Below are 15,286 nucleotides of genomic sequence, written 5' to 3' on the forward strand. Positions count from 1 at the left end.
AAGCCGGCCCGGCAAACACCCGCGGGCCATGTGGCTATCCGCCGGGCGGCGGACAGCCGGGAGGCATCAGCGCTTGCGGTTGACGGTCTGCGCGGCGCGCAGCACGTCGGCGCCGATCTCGGCCTCGTACTTCTTCCACACCGGCATCATCACCTGACGCCAGGCTTCGCGCTCCTCAGGAGTGAGGGTGATGACCTTGGCCCGGCCAGCGGCGATCACCTTCTCGCGGTCCTTCTCGTTCATCGCCTCGGCTTCCTTGTTCACCTCGGCGGTGACCTCGTCGATGATCGCCTCCAGCTCGGTGCGGGTCTCGTAGGGGATGCCGATCCAGAACTTGTAGTTGGTGATCAGCATGTAGCTGATCGACCCATGACCGGTCTCGATCACGTAGGGCTGCACGGTGTCGATCTTCTGGGTCGCCACGTTGGACCAGGGGCCTTCGGTGCCCTGGATGGTGCCCGCCTGCAAGGCCTTGAAGGCCTCGGCAAAGGGCATCTTCACCGTGGTGGCGCCGAGCTGGGCGAACTGCGACTCCAGCACCGAGGAAGGCTGGATGCGGAAGGCCAGGCCCTTGGCGTCCTCGGGCTTGTGCAGCTCACGGCTGGCGGTCATCACCTTCATGCCGTTGTTCCAGTAGCCCAGGCCGTAGATGCCGTCCTTGGACATGGAACGTAGCAGCTCGCGGCTCTTCTCACGCTTCTGGAAGCGCTTCACTGCCTCCAGGTCGTTGAACAGGTAGGGCAGGTCGAACACCTGCAGCTGCTTGGTGTAGGCCTCGAACTTGGACAGCGACGGCGCCAGCATCTGCACCTCGCCCTTCTTCAGCGCCTCGATCTCGTTGGCATCGCCGAAGAGCGTGGAGTTCGGGTAGACCTCGACCTTGACCTTGCCGGCCAGGCGCTCTTCCACCAGCTTCTTGAACAACAGGGCACCCTTGCCCTTGGGGGTGTCCTCGGCCACTACGTGGGAGAACTTGATCAGCACCGGCTCGTCAGCCAGCACCGCATTGGAAAAGACGAACAGCGAGGCGAAGACCGCCCCCAGCAGAGACCTGTACATGCAAGCACCTATGCAAATGACAACGGCGAAGCCCGCGCAGAAAGGCGCGGGCTCCGTCCGGATTCGATGTGTGGTTCGGTGGTCGACCCGCCCCCAACCAGCGGATTCGCACCGTCAAACGGCGTACCAGGTCGTTCAGGGCAGAGAAAAGCCCGAGGCCTGGTTATTATTGGTGCCGCTTCGGCGCACGGGGCCCGTCCGGGCCCGCCGCAGCGGAAGCGCGAAATTCTAGTGATATCGGGGCAATAGACAAGCGCCGGTTTCCCCAACCACCTCTCAGTTTCAGCAGATTCTTTCATGGCCCTCCTGGTAACCCCTTTCGCCCAGCTCGACCTTGTCCGCGTTCCCGACCAGCAGGGCGAGCCGTTGCAGGCCTTCGACGCCGCTGACGAGTACCTGCTCAACCACCTCCATGCCCAGGCACCGTCATGCAACACCCGCGTCCTGGTCCTCAACGACAGTTTCGGCGCCCTCGCCGCCAGCCTCGCTCCGCACCTGCAGGTCACCAGCAGCGGTGACTCGCACCTGGGTTTCCTCGGCCTCTCGCGCAACCTCGCGCGCAACGGCCTGGAGGGCGCCCCGGTGCGCTTCGTGCCGGCCAGCGAACCGCTCAGCGGGCCGTTCGACCGGGTGCTGATCCGCGTGCCCAAGACCCTCGCCCTGCTGGAAGAACAGCTCATCCGCCTGCACGGCCAACTGGCCCCCGGCGCCCAGGTGGTAGCTACCGGCATGGTCAAGCACCTGCCCCATGCCGCCGGCGACCTGCTGGCCAAGTACATCGGACCGATGCAGCCCTCTCTGGCAGTTAAGAAGGCGCGCCTGCTGATCGCCATGCCGGAAGCGAAGCCGTTCGTCGCCTCGCCCTACCCGACCCGCTACCGACTGGACGAACCGCGCGTGGAATTGCTGAACCACGCCAACGTGTTCTGCCGCGACGGGCTGGACATCGGCACCCGCGCCTTCCTCCCGCACCTGCCGCGCGGCCTGGCCCGCGTGCGTACCGCCGACCTCGGCTGCGGCAACGGCATCCTCGGCATCGCCTACGCCCTGGCCAACCCCGAGGCCGAGCTGACGCTGGTGGACGAGTCCTACATGGCCGTGCAATCGGCCCGGGAAAACTGGCAGGCAACCCTGGGCGAGCGCCCGGCGGACATCCGCGCCGGCGACGGGCTGGCCGAGCAGCCGGCGGACTCACTGGACCTGGTGCTGTGCAACCCGCCGTTCCACCAGCAGCAGGTGGTGGGCGACTTCCTCGCCTGGCGGATGTTCGTGCAGGCGCGCAACGCGCTGGTGACGGGGGGCGAATTGTGGATCGTCGGCAACCGCCACCTGGGCTACCACGCCAAGCTCAAGCGGCTGTTCCGCGGCGTCGAACAAGTCGCCGCCACGCCGAAGTTCGTGATCCTCAAAGCCAGCAAGTAAGGAGGCGGAAGAAGGTGCGCGCGGATCGATGGGCATCGCTGCGCTCAGCGCCATCCTACGGGGGCGTGGATCGCGCTTCATCGATCCACCACCCCGCCGCGCCAAGCCCCGCACGGTGGATGCAAAGAGCGGCATCCACCCTACGCCCAGACGAAACTCCGCAGCCTGGCAAACGGCATGAGCGCACACGACGCAACGCCAACCGTAGCCCGGACTTCAGTCCGGGAACACTCGTCGCCGCGCACGGCTACAGCCGTAGAGTGGATCGCGCTTCATCGATCCACCCCCCCACCGCGCCAAGCCCCGCACGGTGGATGCAAAGAGCGGCATCCACCCTACGCCGGACGAAACTCCACAGCCTGGCGAACGACATGAGCGCACACAACGCAGCGTCCGACCGTAGCCCGGACTTCAGTCCGGGAATGCTCGGCGCCGCGCCCAGGCTGCTCAGTGGGTGCTGAGCCCCGCGGCCGTCATCACCATGCGCAGCAGGTAGGCCACCACGCCGAGGGCCAGGACGCTGAGGGCCCAGATGCCCACCAGCCAGCCCAGGCGTTGCCACAGGGGCTTCTTCGGGGTGTCGTCGAGGTTCATGGTCGCTCTCCTGCCTATCAGTGGTAGCCCTGGTCCGGGGTGACCTTGCCGCGGAACACGTAGTAGCTCCACGCCGTGTACACGAGGATGAACGGGATGATGAACAGCGCCCCCACCAGCGCGAAGCCCTGGCTCTGCGGCGGCGCCGCGGCATCCCAGACGCTCACCGCCGGCGGGATCACGTTCGGCCACAGGCTGATGCCCAGGCCGCTGTAGCCGAGGAAGATCAGCACCAGCGTGAGCACGAACGGCAGGTGGTTGGCATTGTTCGCCACCGCCCGCAGCAGCGCCCAGGTGCACACCAGCACCAGAATCGGCACCGGCAGGAACCAGAACAGGTTGGGCAGGCTGAACCAGCGCTGGGCGATGGCCTCGTGAGCCAGCGGCGTCCACACGCTGACGATGCCGGTGATGCCCAGCAGCACCAGCACCAGCGGCCGCGCCAGATCATGCATCTGCTGCTGCAAGCGCCCTTCGGTCTTCATGATCAGCCAGGTGCAGCCGAGCAGCGCATAGGCGGCGATCAGCCCCAGGCCACAGAACAGCGGGAACGGCGCCAGCCAGTCCAGGGAGCCGCCGGCATAGGCACGGTTCACCACCGGCAGGCCCTCGATGTAGGCGCCCAAGGCCACGCCCTGGAAGAAGGTGGCGGCAATGGAACCGCCGATGAAAGCCTTGTCCCACAGGTGGCGCTTGGCGGGCTTGGCCTTGAAGCGGAACTCGAAGGCCACGCCGCGGAACACCAGGCCGATGAGCATGAACATCAGCGGCAGGTACAGCGCCGAGAGCACCACCGAGTAGGCCAGCGGGAAGGCCGCGAACAGCCCCGCCCCGCCCAGCACCAGCCAGGTCTCGTTGCCGTCCCACACCGGCGCCACCGTGTTCATCATCACGTCGCGCTCGGTGTCGTCCTTGACGAAGGGGAAGAGGATGCCGATGCCGAGGTCGAAGCCGTCCATCACCACGTACATCATCACGCCGAAGATGATGATCACGGCCCAGATCAGAGAAAGGTCGATACCCATGTTCAATTCCTCGTACCCAGCGCATCGCCGCTGGTGTCATCGTCCACCGATTCGTCGGCCGCCGAGAGGGGCCGCGCCGGGGTGCGTTGCTGACCGGGGCCGCCGGTGCCCTGTTCCTTGCCTTCGTCGGTGATCGGCCCCTTGCGCACCAGGCGCATCAGGTAGGCGAAGCCGGCGCCGAAGACGGCGAAGTAGACCACCACGAACATCACCAGGGTCAGGCTCAACTGCGCCACGCTGTGCTGGGACACCGCCTCGCTGGTGCGCATCAGTCCGTAGACCACCCAGGGCTGGCGACCCATCTCGGTGGTGAACCAGCCGGCGAGGATGGCGATCAGCCCGGAGGGGCCCATCCACAGGCAGAAGTAGAGGAACGGGCGGGAGCTGAACAGCCCGCCGCGCCAGCGCAGCCACAGGCTCCAGACACCGGCGAGGATCATCGCCAGGCCCAGGGCGACCATGATGCGGAAGGACCAGAACACCACAGTGGAGTTCGGTCGGTCTTCCTTGGGGAACTCCTTCAGCGCCGGCACCTGCTTGTCCAGGCTGTGGGTGAGGATCAGGCTGCCGAGGTAGGGGATCTCCACCTTGAAGCGGGTTTCCTCGCGTTCCATGTCCGGCCAGCCGAAGAGGATCAGCGGGGTCGCCTCACCGTGGCTGTTGTCCCAGTGCCCTTCCATCGCGGCGATCTTCGCCGGCTGGTGCTTGAGGGTGTTGAGGCCGTGCAGGTCGCCGATGAAGGCCTGCACAGGCGCGACGATCAGCGCCATCCACATGGCCATCGAGAGCATCTTGCGGATTGCCGGGTTATCCCGGCCACGCAGCAGGTGCCAGGCCGCCGAGGCACCGACGAAGAACGCCGTGGCGAGGAAGGCGGCGGTGGCCATGTGCATCAGACGGTAAGGGAAGGACGGGTTGAACACCACGGCGAACCAGTCGGTGGGGATCACCCGGCCGTCGACGATCTCGAAGCCCTGGGGCGTTTGCATCCAACTGTTGGAGGCGAGGATCCAGAAGGTGGAGATCAGCGTGCCAATGGCCACCATCACCGTGGAGAAGAAGTGCAGGCCCGGGCCGACGCGGTTCCAGCCGAACAGCATCACACCGAGGAAGCCGGCCTCCAGGAAGAACGCGGTCAGCACCTCGTAGGCCAGCAGCGGCCCGGTCACCGAACCGGCGAAGTCGGAGAACGCGCTCCAGTTGGTGCCGAACTGATAGGCCATCACCAGGCCGGACACCACGCCCATGCCGAAGTTGACGGCGAATATCTTCGACCAGAAGTGATACAGGTCGCGGTAGACCTCCTGCCGTGTCTTCAGCCACAGGCCTTCCAGCACGGCGAGGTAGCTCGCCAGGCCAATGGTGATGGCCGGGAAGATGATGTGGAAGGACACGGTGAAGGCGAACTGCATTCGGGCGAGATCGAGAGCCTCCAAACCGAACATGACGATTCCTCTAATCAGGTTGAAACAGGCACGGGCCAGCGGGTTCCATCGCACTTGGAACCGCGCCAGGTCGTAATTGTTCTTATGGAATCGCAGGCGGGCGGGAAGCGGACCGGTCGGCCCAATACCATTTCCGCCCACGACTTATTGATGCGGATCAATGCGCTTGAAGATTAACCAAGCCTAGCGCAGGGGTTGCTGTGGTTCGTTGCCGCGCGACAGGCTGCCGCGCGACCGAACGCCGCAGCACCCACGGTGCGGCGCCGTCCTTGAGCGGCTGCATGACTAGTCGGAGCAGAGGGCGTCGGGGTGGTCCACGTCGCGCAGCACGCCGGGGTCGTCCAGCGCCAGCGCCACGCAGGCATCCGGGTGGGCCTGCAACACCGGGCGGGCACCCTGGTCGCCGTGAAGGCCCTGCAGCTCCGCCCAGAAGTCCCGCCCGAACAGCACCGGATGGCCCCGTTCGCCCTGGTAGCGGGGAAACACGATGCGTCCCGGTGCGGCCTGGGCCTGCAGTGCCCGCAGGCTGGCCTCGGTGATCCAGGGCATGTCCCCCAGCAGCACTGCCAGCGCTTCGGCGGGGTGACCGGCCAGGGCGCGAGCGCCGGCCGCCAGGCTGTGGCCCATGCCCTGGTTCGCGTCCTGGCAACGGATGATCCGCGCCCCGTCGGGCACGCCCAGGCGGGCCGTTTCGTCCTCGGGCCGCAGCACCAGGTGCACCTCGTCGAACACTGCCTCTGCCCGCGCCAGGCTGGCAGCCAGCAGGGTGCGGCCGTCGCCCAGCACAGCCTGGCGCTTGTCGCTGCCGAAGCGGGTGCCGAAACCGGCAGCGAGGATCAGGGCGACGACCTTGGGCATAAGCACTCCAGGGGTTCGGACGAAGGGGGCGAATTTGAATGTGCAGGCGCGAAACGTAGCCCGGGCTTCAGCCCGGGAACAAGGCAAGGACGGAAGCGTACAAGCGTGGGAGCGAATTCATTCGCGATGGCAGCCGCCAGGCTGCCCGGGCCGCTGCCGAGTTGCACAGCCCCGGGCTGAAGCCCGGGCTACGGGAGCCTGGCCCTCACACCCGCTCGCGGGCAACCCCGCTGCGCACGCGGACGATGTCCGCCATCACCGCCAGGGCGATTTCCGCCGGGGTCTTGCTGCCGAGGTTGAGGCCGATGGGGGCGATGATCCGGGCGATCTCCGCCTCCGACAGACCGCCCACCCGGCGCAGGCGCTCCAGGCGCTTGGCGCTGGTGGCCATGGAGCCCATCACGCCGATGTAGAAGGCCTCGGTGCGCACCGCCTCGATCATCGCCAGGTCGTCGATCTTCGGGTCGTGGGTCAGCGCCACCACCGCCGTGTCGGCGTGGCAGCCGCCCAGGCGGATGTATTCTGAGGGCAGCTCACGGCGGATCTCCACACCCGGCAGTTCGACGCCCTGCAGCGCCTCCTCGCGGGGGTCGCAGAGCACCACCTCGAAGCCCAGGCTCAGGCCGAACTCGGCGCACACCTGGGCCACGCTGGAGTAGCCCGCGAGCAGCAGGCGCTGGGCTGCGCCAATCCGCAGCTGTACCCGCTCGGCCTCGCGCAGCACCCGGGGGCCCTGGTCGCGGTCCGGCAGCAGGCGGCGCGTGCCGTCGCCCAGGGCCACCTCGCGGATCAGCCGGCGCTGGCCGGCCAGGGCGCCTTCCAGCTCGCGCAGGTGCGCCTGGGCCTCGCAGTCCGCCGGCAGGCGCTCCACCAGCACGTCGAGGATGCCGCCACAGGGCAGGCGGATGGACGCGTGGGTGTCGCTGCCGTCGCCGTAGCGCACCACCTGCACCGGCCGTTCGAAGACGCCGGCGGCCAGGCGTTCGAGGAAGTCATCCTCCACGCAGCCGCCGGACAGCGAGCCGATCCAGTGGCCGTCGGCGGTGGCCGCCAGCAGCGAACCCGGCGCGCGGGGCGCCGAGCCATAGGTGGCGAGCACGGTGCACAGCCACACCGTGCGCCCGGAAACCGACCATTCCAGGGCCTTGCGCACGACCAGCAGATCGAGGTGTTGCATCGACGGGGACCTATCAGTGGGTGGGCACGTCCGCGCGCAGGGCTTTCACCTGCTCCAGGGTCAGCTCGTCATCGAGCCCGCCCCAGGTCTGGCGCAGGTAGTTGAGCAGGTCGCGCAGGCGCGGGTCGTCGAGTTTATCGCTGAAACCGGGCATCGGCTGCATCCGCTCGAAGCCGGTGAACTGCTGCTCGCGGATGCCGTCGTCGATCACCCGCAACAGGTTGCGCGAGTCGGCCTGGCGCAGGGTGGTGTTGCCGGCCATGGCCACCGCCACGTGGGGGATGCCCTGCCCTTCGGCGCCGTGGCAACCGGCGCAGACGTTCAGGTAGTCCTGCCGGCCGGCCTGGGCGCTGGGGCTCAGCTCGGCCAGCGGGCGTGTGGCGATGACCGCCGGGGCCGGTGGCTGGTCGCCCATGAGGAACACCGCCATGGCCTTGTGATCCACCTCCGGCAGGTACTGCAAGCTGTGGTGCAGCACCGGGTACATCTCGTTGAACACCGTGCCCTGGGCGCTGACGCCATGGCGCAGGAAGGTGGCCAGGTCCTCGGTGCTCCAGCCGCGCGCAGCCATGTCATCGGCCTTCAGGCTCGGCGCCAGGTAGCCGAGGATCACCCCGCCCTCCAGGCGCTGTTCCTGCTGCAGGGCACCCAGGGCGTTGCGCGGGGTGTGGCACTCGCCGCAGTGGCCGAGCACGTCCACCAGGTACTGGCCGCGCTTCCACTGCTCGCTCTTGCCGTCCGCCGGCTCCAACTGCACGCGGTTCTTGTAGAGCATGTTCCAGAAGGACAGGCCGAAGCGCAGGTTGAAGGGGAAGGCCAGCTCGGTCTTCGGGCTCGGCCGGGCGATCGGCTCCAGGCTCATCAGGTAGGCGTAGAGGGCGTCGGAGTCCTCGCGGCTGATGAGGTGGTAGGAGGTGTAGGGCATCGCCGGGTAGAGCTTGGTGCCGTCGGGCTTCTCGCCCTCGGTCAGGGCGCGGAAGAAGTCGTCGGCGCTGTAGCGGCCGATGCCGTGTTCCTTGTCCGGGGTGATGTTGGTGCCGTAGATGGTGCCGAACGGCGAGGCCAGCGGCAGCCCGCCAGCGTAGGGCGCGCCGCCCTCGATGCTGTGGCAGGCCACGCAGTCGGCGGCCCGGGCGACGTAGCGCCCGTGCTCGATCTGCGCCGCGTCCCGGGGGGCGTCGGCGGCGCTGGCCAGCAGCGGCAGGGTCAGGCCCGCCGCGATCATCAGTGCTTTCATGCTCAGCCTTCCTTCACCAGTCCGAGGTCTTCCAGCACTTCTGCGGCGGCTTCGTAGTAGCGCACGTAGCCGGTGCAGCGGCAGATGTGGCTGCCCAGGGCCTCTTCGATGGCGTCTTCCACCTGGCTGCGGGGGATGGGCTGGCGCTGGGCCTTCTCCACCAGCACGGTGGCGGCGTTGACGTAGCCGGGGGTGCAGTAGCTGCACTGGAAGGCGAAGCGGTCGACGAACTTCTGCTGCACCGGGTTCAGCTCGCTCACGGCGCCCTGGGCGTCGCGGCGGGCGTGGCCCTCGATGGTGCGCACGCGCTTGCCGGCGAAGTAGTGGGCGCCGGTGATGCAGGTGCGCACTTCCTCGCTGGTGCCGTCCGGGTTGTCGAGGATCACCACGCAGGCGTGGCAGATGCCCTGACCACAGCCCAGCCGCGAGCCGGTGAGGTTCAGGTGTTCGTGGAGGTAGTCGATCATCGGCAGGTCGTCCGCCACGTCATGGGGACCGACGGCCTGGCCGTTGACGGTCATGCTCAGCGCGCGATCAGCCATGGAGGGCCTCCTTGATGCGGGCGGGGTTCAGGGGAAGGTCACGCAGGCGCTTGCCGGTGGCATGGGCGACGGCGTTCACGATGGCGCCGACCACCGGGATCATCACCACCTCGGCGATGCCCTTGGCCGGGTCGCTCGGCGACAGTGGCGGGAGGATCTCGGCGCTCTGGCTCCACACGGCGCAATCCTTGGCGCGCGGCAACACGTAGCGGTTGAAGTTCCAGGTGCCCTCGCCGGGGCCGCCCTCGTAGCGGGGCATCTCCTCCAGCAGAGCGTGGCCGATGCCCATGGCGATGCCGCCTTCGAGCTGGCCACGGACCAGCTCGGGCACGATCACCCGGCCACACTCCAGCCAGGAGTGGTGGCTGAGCACGCGGACCTCGCCGCTGCCCTTGTTCACCTTGACCTCCACCAGGGTGGCCACAGGGCTGTAGTAGGTGACCATGGCGTTGTTCAGCTGGGTCGGCGGGTATTCCACGCGGGTGCGGTCCAGCAGGTGGTAGCCGTCGCGGTTCATGCGTGCGCGGGTGGCCGCCGGGGCGCCGTCGCCGTACTTCACCGCCACGGCGTCCAGGGGCAGGGTGTCGCGGTTGCCGTTGATCTCGAACTCCGCCTCGGCCCAGGCCCAGCGGTTGAAGCCGTGGACGCTGACGCCGGTGACCAGGCCCAGTTCGTGGGCTTTGTGCGCCAGCAGCTCGAAGGGGATCGGCGGCAGGCCGTTGGCGGTCAGCTTGCCTTCCACCCAGTGGGCGTCCTCGCGGCGCACCACGTAGGGGTTGGCCAGGCCGCCGTATTCGCCACGGCCCCAGATGGCCAGGGCCGCCGGCCACAGGCCGTGGTTGAACAGCACGCGCGCGGCTTCGCGGGTGGCGTGGCCGGAGTAGTAGGAGGAGTTGGTGGCCGAGGACGGCGAGGCCAGCTTGCCGACCCAGCGCGGGTTCTTCAGGGCGGCGTCCTGCTCGGCCTGGCTGATCAGGTAGGGGTTGCCGCTGGTGGTGAGGCCCAGCTCCGGCCACTCGGTGACGCCGGTGCGGATCTCGTCGGCCGGGTGACCGAGGTAGTCGGCCACCAGCAGGGCCTGGGAGGTGGCGGTGCCGGTGCCCATGTCGATGGCAATCTGGCGCAGGAACACCCGCCCTTCGGCATTGAACTCCAGGCTGGCCATGGGCGCTTCCGCCCCGGTGCCGAAGTCCTTCTGGCAGATGGCGAAGCCTATGCCGTAGAGGTTGTCCGGGTCCTTGGCCTCTTCCTCGCGCTTGCGCGCGTCACGCTGCTTCCACAGCTCGTGCTGGGCGGCCTTGTCGAGGATCTCGTCGAGGCGCAGGGCCCCCGCGGGAATGGCGCCCTGGGTGTTCTTCATGCCCGACTTGAAGACGTTGCGGCGGCGCAGCTCGATGGCGTCCACGCCCAGGCGCTCGGCCACCTCGTCCACCATCATCTCGGTGGCGGCCATAGTCTGCAGGGTGCCGTAGCCCCGCACCGAGCCGGCCTCCACGCCACGGGAGTGGTAGGCGGTGGCGGCCAAGTCGCTCTGCGGCATGTAGTAGATGGACTGCGCCGCCGTGGCGCCGACTGCGGCCACCGAGGGGCTGTAGTTGATGCGGCCGCCGCCGTCGACGTCCATGTGGGCGCGGAAGATCTGGAACGACAGGTCGTCCTTCTTCACCGCCAGCTGGTAGTGCATGTCGAAGGGGTGGCGCTTGATCCCGCTCTGGAACTGCTCGTAGCGGTCGTTGGCCAGGCGTACCGGTACGCCTTCACCGTAGATCGCGGCCAGGGCGGCGTAGAACACGAAGATGTTGTTGTCCTTGGTGCCGTAGCCGACGGTGTAGCCGGGGTGCATGTTCAGCTTGCGCACCTTGAAGCGCGACGGCGCCAGCATGTGGGCGGTCTGCTCGGCGGCCTCGAAGGGGCATTGGGTGGCAACCACGAAGTGCAGGGTGCCGGTGGCGGCGTCGTACCAGCCGTTGCCGTTGTCGGCTTCCAGGGCCGCCGGCTCGATGGACTGGGTGGTGTAACGCTCGTCGAAGACCAGCCAGCCTTCCGGCGGCGTGCCCAGGGTCTGCTCCATCTGCTGGGCGTGGAACAGGCCCTGCTGGGTCAGGTCGCCGTTGATGTCCGCCTGCTGGCTCCAGGTCGGTTTGCGCTGGCGGATGATGGGGAACAGCATGCTGTCCTTCAGGCTGGAGAAGCGGTCCGCCTCGTAGGGCGTGTCGCCACCGACGCGGACGAAGCGGAAGCTGCCGTAGGGGTCGCGCTCGAACAGCGGGGCCTGGGCGCCGTAGCGCACCACCTTGTCGTTGTAGCGCAGCAGGTTCTTGGCCCGGCGGAAGCGCTCGAAGTCATTCCAGATCAGCAGGGCCACCGGATGGCCGATGAACATCGGCATCTGGCCTTCCGGCAGCAGCGGGTCCGGGCTGTGGCCTTCGGGGAAGGCGATGCCGTCACGGGCGAGGTCGGCGGCGGTCACCACGCGGTCCGGCTGCAGGCCGGCGTCAAGCATGGACAGGTCGAGCCCGGCGTAGAGGTGATCGGCGCGGGTGGCCTTGATCAGCATCGCGTGGCCCTGCTGGCGCGGCCAGCCGGGCATGTCCTGGGCGCGGATGTCGCGGGCGAACACTTTCGCCCCGCAGGCCTTGGACACGCCGTCGATGCGGGCGCGGGCCTGGCCGTTGGGGGTGAACCAGGGTTGCGGCGAGGCGGTGACACGGTCTTCGAACAAGGCAGCGAAGGCCGGGCTGCCCAGCGGGGCGAGCGTGACGCCGATACCGGCGATGACGCTGCCCTGCAGGAAGGCGCGGCGGGAAAAATCACGGTTGGACATGCCCATTCCTCGGGGTCTCGGTCAGGCCGGCCCCTTTTCTTTGTGCGTGAAAATCCGTCAGCCCCGTTACGCGGGGCCGAACCAGGGAAAGGTCGAGGGTATTGACTCGGGGGTCAGATTCTATCCATCTGGCGAGCCGGCACAAGGAAAAATTGTCCACGCGGTCAGAAAGATTTCGCCCTCGCAAGAGTCATCGCGTCGCACCCGGTTCGGCCGGCCCGCGTGTGCACCACCAGCGGCTTGCGGATGCTCACCATGGCCAGCGGCCGCAGTTGCGATGAGCGGGGTGAGCACCCCGCTGGTCACCGACTTGTGAATGTGGCTGCTCCCCACCCCGGCCCAGCGCGATCGGCTGCACCGAGGGCAGCGCCCCACGGGTCCGGAGATGACCGGCAGTCCGTCCGCCAAGGCCTGCTCCGGCACCGGGCGAGCTGATATGATGCGCGCCTTTTTTGCCGGGCAGACAGAAACGGCGCCCATCCGCAGGCGCTGTGCTTGACTGCTTGCAGTCCGGGCCAACACGACGCGCAGACGTCACGGGGAGCACACATGCTGGAGAGACTGTTCCAACTCAAGGCGCACGGCACCAACGTGCGCACCGAGGTCCTCGCGGGCCTGACCACCTTCCTGACGATGGCCTACATCCTCTTCGTCAACCCCGACATCCTCGGCGAGACCGGCATGGACAAGGGCGCGGTGTTCGTCGCCACCTGCCTGGCGGCGGCCATCGGCTCCACCGTCATGGGCCTGATCGCCAACTACCCCATCGCCCTCGCGCCGGGCATGGGCCTGAACGCCTTCTTCACCTACACCGTGGTGCTGCACATGGGTCACACCTGGCAGGTGGCCCTGGGCGCGGTGTTCATCTCGGCGTGCATGTTCTTCGTGCTGTCGATCTTCAAGATCCGTGAATGGATCATCAACAGCATCCCGCTGGAACTGCGCTCGGCCATCGCCGCCGGCATCGGCCTGTTCCTGGCGCTGATCGCCCTGCAGAAGGCCGGCATCGTCGCGTCCCACCCGGTGACCATGCTGACCCTGGGCGACCTGGCCAAACCCGAGCCGGTGCTGGCCGTTCTCGGCTTCTTCCTGATCGTCGCCCTGGAGGCGCGCAAGGTGACCGGCGCGGTGCTGATCGGCATCCTCGCCGTCACCCTCGCCGGCATCGCCCTGGGCGTGTCGAAGTTCGGCGGCATCGTCTCCATGCCGCCGTCCCTGGCCCCCACCTTCCTGCAACTGGACATCAAGGGCGCGCTGGAAATCGGCCTGGTCAGCGTGATCTTCGCCTTCCTCTTCGTCGATGTTTTCGACAACTCCGGCACCCTCATCGCCGTGGCCAAGAAGGCCGGCCTGATGCGCGCCGACGGCCACATGCCGAAGATGGGGCGCGCGCTGATTGCCGACTCCACCGCCGCCATGGGCGGCTCGCTGCTGGGCACTTCCACCACCACCAGCTACATCGAATCCGCAGCCGGCGTCAGCGCCGGCGGCCGCACCGGCCTGACCGCCATCGTGGTCGCCGTGCTGTTCCTGCTGGCGCTGTTCCTCTCCCCGCTGGCCAGCAGCGTGCCCGCCTTCGCCACCGCGCCGGCACTGTTCTTCGTCGCCGTGCTGATGGCCGCGGGCCTGGCCGAGATCGACTGGAACGACCTGACCACCGCCGCCCCGGTGCTGATCACCGCCCTGGCAATGCCCTTCACCTACTCCATCGCCGACGGCATCGCCTTCGGCTTCATCGCCTGGGCCGCTGTCAAGACCCTGGCCGGCCGCTTCAACGAGCTGAGCCCGGCGCTGGTGATCCTCGCGGTGCTGTTCGTGATCAAGATGGGGTTCTTCCACTGATGAGCCGCCCGCAGTTCGATCCCGCCGGCTACGCAGCCCAGCTCGCCGACAAGGCTGCGCGCCTGAAGGCCCTGCTGGCGCCCTTCGATGCGCCGGAACCGGCGGTGTTCGACTCGCCCCGCGAGCACTACCGCCTGCGCGCCGAGTTCCGCCTGTGGCGCGAGACCGGCAACGAGAACCGCCACTATGCGATGTTCGAGGCCGGCGACAAGTTCACCCCGGTGCTGATCGAGGACTTCCCCATCGCCAGCCGCCGCATCAACGAGCTGATGCCGCGTCTGAAGGCCGGCTGGCAGGCGAGCCAGGTGCTGTCGTTCAAGCTGTTCCAGGTGGAGTTCCTCACCACCCTGTCGGGCGACGCGCTGATCACCCTCTGCTACCACCGCCCCCTGGACGATGCCTGGAAGGCCGAAGCCGAAAAGCTCGCCGCCGAACTGGGCGTGAGCCTGGTGGGCCGCTCCAAGGGCAAGCGCATCGTCATCGGCCGTGACTACGTGGAAGAGGAACTGACCGTCGCCGGACGTGCCTTCCGCTACCGCCAGCCCGAAGGCGCCTTCACCCAGCCCAACGGCGAGGTGTGCCAGAAGATGCTGGCCTGGGCCTTCGAGGCCATGGGCGAGCGCCAGGACGACCTGCTGGAGCTGTACTGCGGCAACGGCAACTTCACCCTTCCCCTGGCCACCCGCGCCCGCCAGGTGCTGGCCACCGAGATCAGCAAGACCTCGGTCAACGCCGCCCTGGCCAACCTCGCCGACAACGGCGTGGACAACGTGACCCTGGTGCGCCTTTCCGCCGAGGAGCTGACCGAGGCCCTCAACGAAGTGCGGCCCTTCCGCCGCCTGGCCGGCATCGACCTCAAGGGCTACGACTTCGGCACCGTGTTCGTCGACCCGCCCCGCGCCGGCATGGACCCGGACACCTGCGAGCTGACCCGCCGCTTCGAACGCATCCTTTATATCTCCTGCAACCCGGAGACCCTGGCCGCCAACATCGCCCAGTTGCACGACACCCACCGCATCGAGCGCTGCGCCCTGTTCGACCAGTTCCCCTACACCCACCACATGGAATCCGGCGTGCTGCTGGTGCGCCGCTGAGACCAAGGCGCCAAGCGGTGGGCTGAAGCCCACCCCACGCATGCAGGTTGGCGCGGCACCCGTAGGTATTGCCGGCGGGCGCCGATGGTGGACCGGTGGAACGCGGTCCACCCTACGCCCGGGATCGAATCCGCTGCCGCTACAGACGGTGGCCTGAAGCCCGCCCT

General features: G+C 67.9%; 12 protein-coding genes. 3 read left to right on the forward strand and 9 right to left on the reverse strand.

Features of this window, described 5'->3' with window-relative positions:
- Positions 1-66: 66 nt before the first annotated feature.
- On the reverse strand, positions 67-1,059 hold the full coding sequence (locus A9G05_RS04945) for a TRAP transporter substrate-binding protein (RefSeq protein WP_069559905.1): 993 nt from the start codon (positions 1,057-1,059) through the stop codon (positions 67-69).
- Positions 1,060-1,356: 297 nt separating this feature from the next.
- Here A9G05_RS04945 and A9G05_RS04950 point away from each other — a divergent pair, with 297 nt between their 5' ends.
- Positions 1,357-2,481 (forward strand): class I SAM-dependent methyltransferase, encoded by a 1,125-nt coding sequence (locus A9G05_RS04950; RefSeq protein WP_069559906.1) that lies wholly within the window; start codon positions 1,357-1,359, stop codon positions 2,479-2,481.
- A 447-nt stretch (positions 2,482-2,928) separates the two neighbouring features.
- On the opposite strand, the gene A9G05_RS04955 is transcribed toward A9G05_RS04950, so the two are convergent.
- From A9G05_RS04955 to A9G05_RS04990, 8 genes are all read right to left on the reverse strand, one after another.
- Positions 2,929-3,075, reverse strand: coding sequence for a DUF2474 domain-containing protein (locus A9G05_RS04955; RefSeq protein ID WP_069559907.1), 147 nt, complete (start codon positions 3,073-3,075; stop codon positions 2,929-2,931).
- Positions 3,076-3,092: 17 nt separating this feature from the next.
- On the reverse strand, positions 3,093-4,100 hold the full coding sequence (gene cydB / locus A9G05_RS04960) for a cytochrome d ubiquinol oxidase subunit II (protein WP_069559908.1): 1,008 nt from the start codon (positions 4,098-4,100) through the stop codon (positions 3,093-3,095).
- A gap of 2 nt (positions 4,101-4,102) precedes the next feature.
- On the reverse strand, positions 4,103-5,545 hold the full coding sequence (locus tag A9G05_RS04965) for a cytochrome ubiquinol oxidase subunit I (protein WP_069559909.1): 1,443 nt from the start codon (positions 5,543-5,545) through the stop codon (positions 4,103-4,105).
- A gap of 285 nt (positions 5,546-5,830) precedes the next feature.
- A complete protein-coding gene (locus A9G05_RS04970) occupies positions 5,831-6,403 on the reverse strand; it encodes an NTP transferase domain-containing protein (protein WP_069559910.1) in 573 nt (190 codons plus the stop codon).
- Between the two features lie 205 nt (positions 6,404-6,608).
- Positions 6,609-7,580, reverse strand: coding sequence for an XdhC family protein (locus A9G05_RS04975; protein ID WP_069559911.1), 972 nt, complete (start codon positions 7,578-7,580; stop codon positions 6,609-6,611).
- A 13-nt stretch (positions 7,581-7,593) separates the two neighbouring features.
- Positions 7,594-8,817, reverse strand: coding sequence for a cytochrome c (locus A9G05_RS04980; RefSeq protein WP_069559912.1), 1,224 nt, complete (start codon positions 8,815-8,817; stop codon positions 7,594-7,596).
- A gap of 2 nt (positions 8,818-8,819) precedes the next feature.
- On the reverse strand, positions 8,820-9,359 hold the full coding sequence (locus A9G05_RS04985; protein WP_069559913.1) for a (2Fe-2S)-binding protein: 540 nt from the start codon (positions 9,357-9,359) through the stop codon (positions 8,820-8,822).
- Positions 9,352-12,183 (reverse strand): xanthine dehydrogenase family protein molybdopterin-binding subunit, encoded by a 2,832-nt coding sequence (locus tag A9G05_RS04990; RefSeq protein WP_069559914.1) that lies wholly within the window; start codon positions 12,181-12,183, stop codon positions 9,352-9,354. The genes A9G05_RS04985 and A9G05_RS04990 overlap by 8 nt, the downstream gene beginning before the upstream one ends.
- A gap of 549 nt (positions 12,184-12,732) precedes the next feature.
- Between A9G05_RS04990 and A9G05_RS04995 the strand changes: the two genes are divergently transcribed.
- Positions 12,733-14,025: an NCS2 family permease gene (locus A9G05_RS04995; RefSeq protein WP_069559915.1), complete on the forward strand. Its 1,293-nt coding sequence runs from the start codon at positions 12,733-12,735 to the stop codon at positions 14,023-14,025.
- The gene (gene trmA, locus A9G05_RS05000; RefSeq protein ID WP_069559916.1) at positions 14,025-15,119 is read left to right on the forward strand and encodes a tRNA (uridine(54)-C5)-methyltransferase TrmA; all 1,095 of its coding nucleotides are present in this window, start codon (positions 14,025-14,027) and stop codon (positions 15,117-15,119) included. The genes A9G05_RS04995 and trmA overlap by 1 nt, the downstream gene beginning before the upstream one ends.
- The last annotated feature ends 167 nt before the right edge of the window (positions 15,120-15,286 follow it).

The organism is Pseudomonas sp. ENNP23 (assembly GCF_001728945.1).
GTDB lineage: Bacteria > Pseudomonadota > Gammaproteobacteria > Pseudomonadales > Pseudomonadaceae > Metapseudomonas > Metapseudomonas otitidis.

Coding starts and splice junctions, on each gene's coding strand:
- A9G05_RS04945 (WP_069559905.1), bottom strand. CDS start 1,059: ATGTACAGGTCTCTGCTGGGGGCGGTCTTCGCCTCGCTGTTCGTCTTT.
- A9G05_RS04950 (WP_069559906.1), top strand. CDS start 1,357: ATGGCCCTCCTGGTAACCCCTTTCGCCCAGCTCGACCTTGTCCGCGTT.
- A9G05_RS04955 (WP_069559907.1), bottom strand. CDS start 3,075: ATGAACCTCGACGACACCCCGAAGAAGCCCCTGTGGCAACGCCTGGGC.
- cydB (WP_069559908.1), bottom strand. CDS start 4,100: ATGGGTATCGACCTTTCTCTGATCTGGGCCGTGATCATCATCTTCGGC.
- A9G05_RS04965 (WP_069559909.1), bottom strand. CDS start 5,545: ATGTTCGGTTTGGAGGCTCTCGATCTCGCCCGAATGCAGTTCGCCTTC.
- A9G05_RS04970 (WP_069559910.1), bottom strand. CDS start 6,403: ATGCCCAAGGTCGTCGCCCTGATCCTCGCTGCCGGTTTCGGCACCCGC.
- A9G05_RS04975 (WP_069559911.1), bottom strand. CDS start 7,580: ATGCAACACCTCGATCTGCTGGTCGTGCGCAAGGCCCTGGAATGGTCG.
- A9G05_RS04980 (WP_069559912.1), bottom strand. CDS start 8,817: ATGAAAGCACTGATGATCGCGGCGGGCCTGACCCTGCCGCTGCTGGCC.
- A9G05_RS04985 (WP_069559913.1), bottom strand. CDS start 9,359: ATGGCTGATCGCGCGCTGAGCATGACCGTCAACGGCCAGGCCGTCGGT.
- A9G05_RS04990 (WP_069559914.1), bottom strand. CDS start 12,183: ATGTCCAACCGTGATTTTTCCCGCCGCGCCTTCCTGCAGGGCAGCGTC.
- A9G05_RS04995 (WP_069559915.1), top strand. CDS start 12,733: ATGCTGGAGAGACTGTTCCAACTCAAGGCGCACGGCACCAACGTGCGC.
- trmA (WP_069559916.1), top strand. CDS start 14,025: ATGAGCCGCCCGCAGTTCGATCCCGCCGGCTACGCAGCCCAGCTCGCC.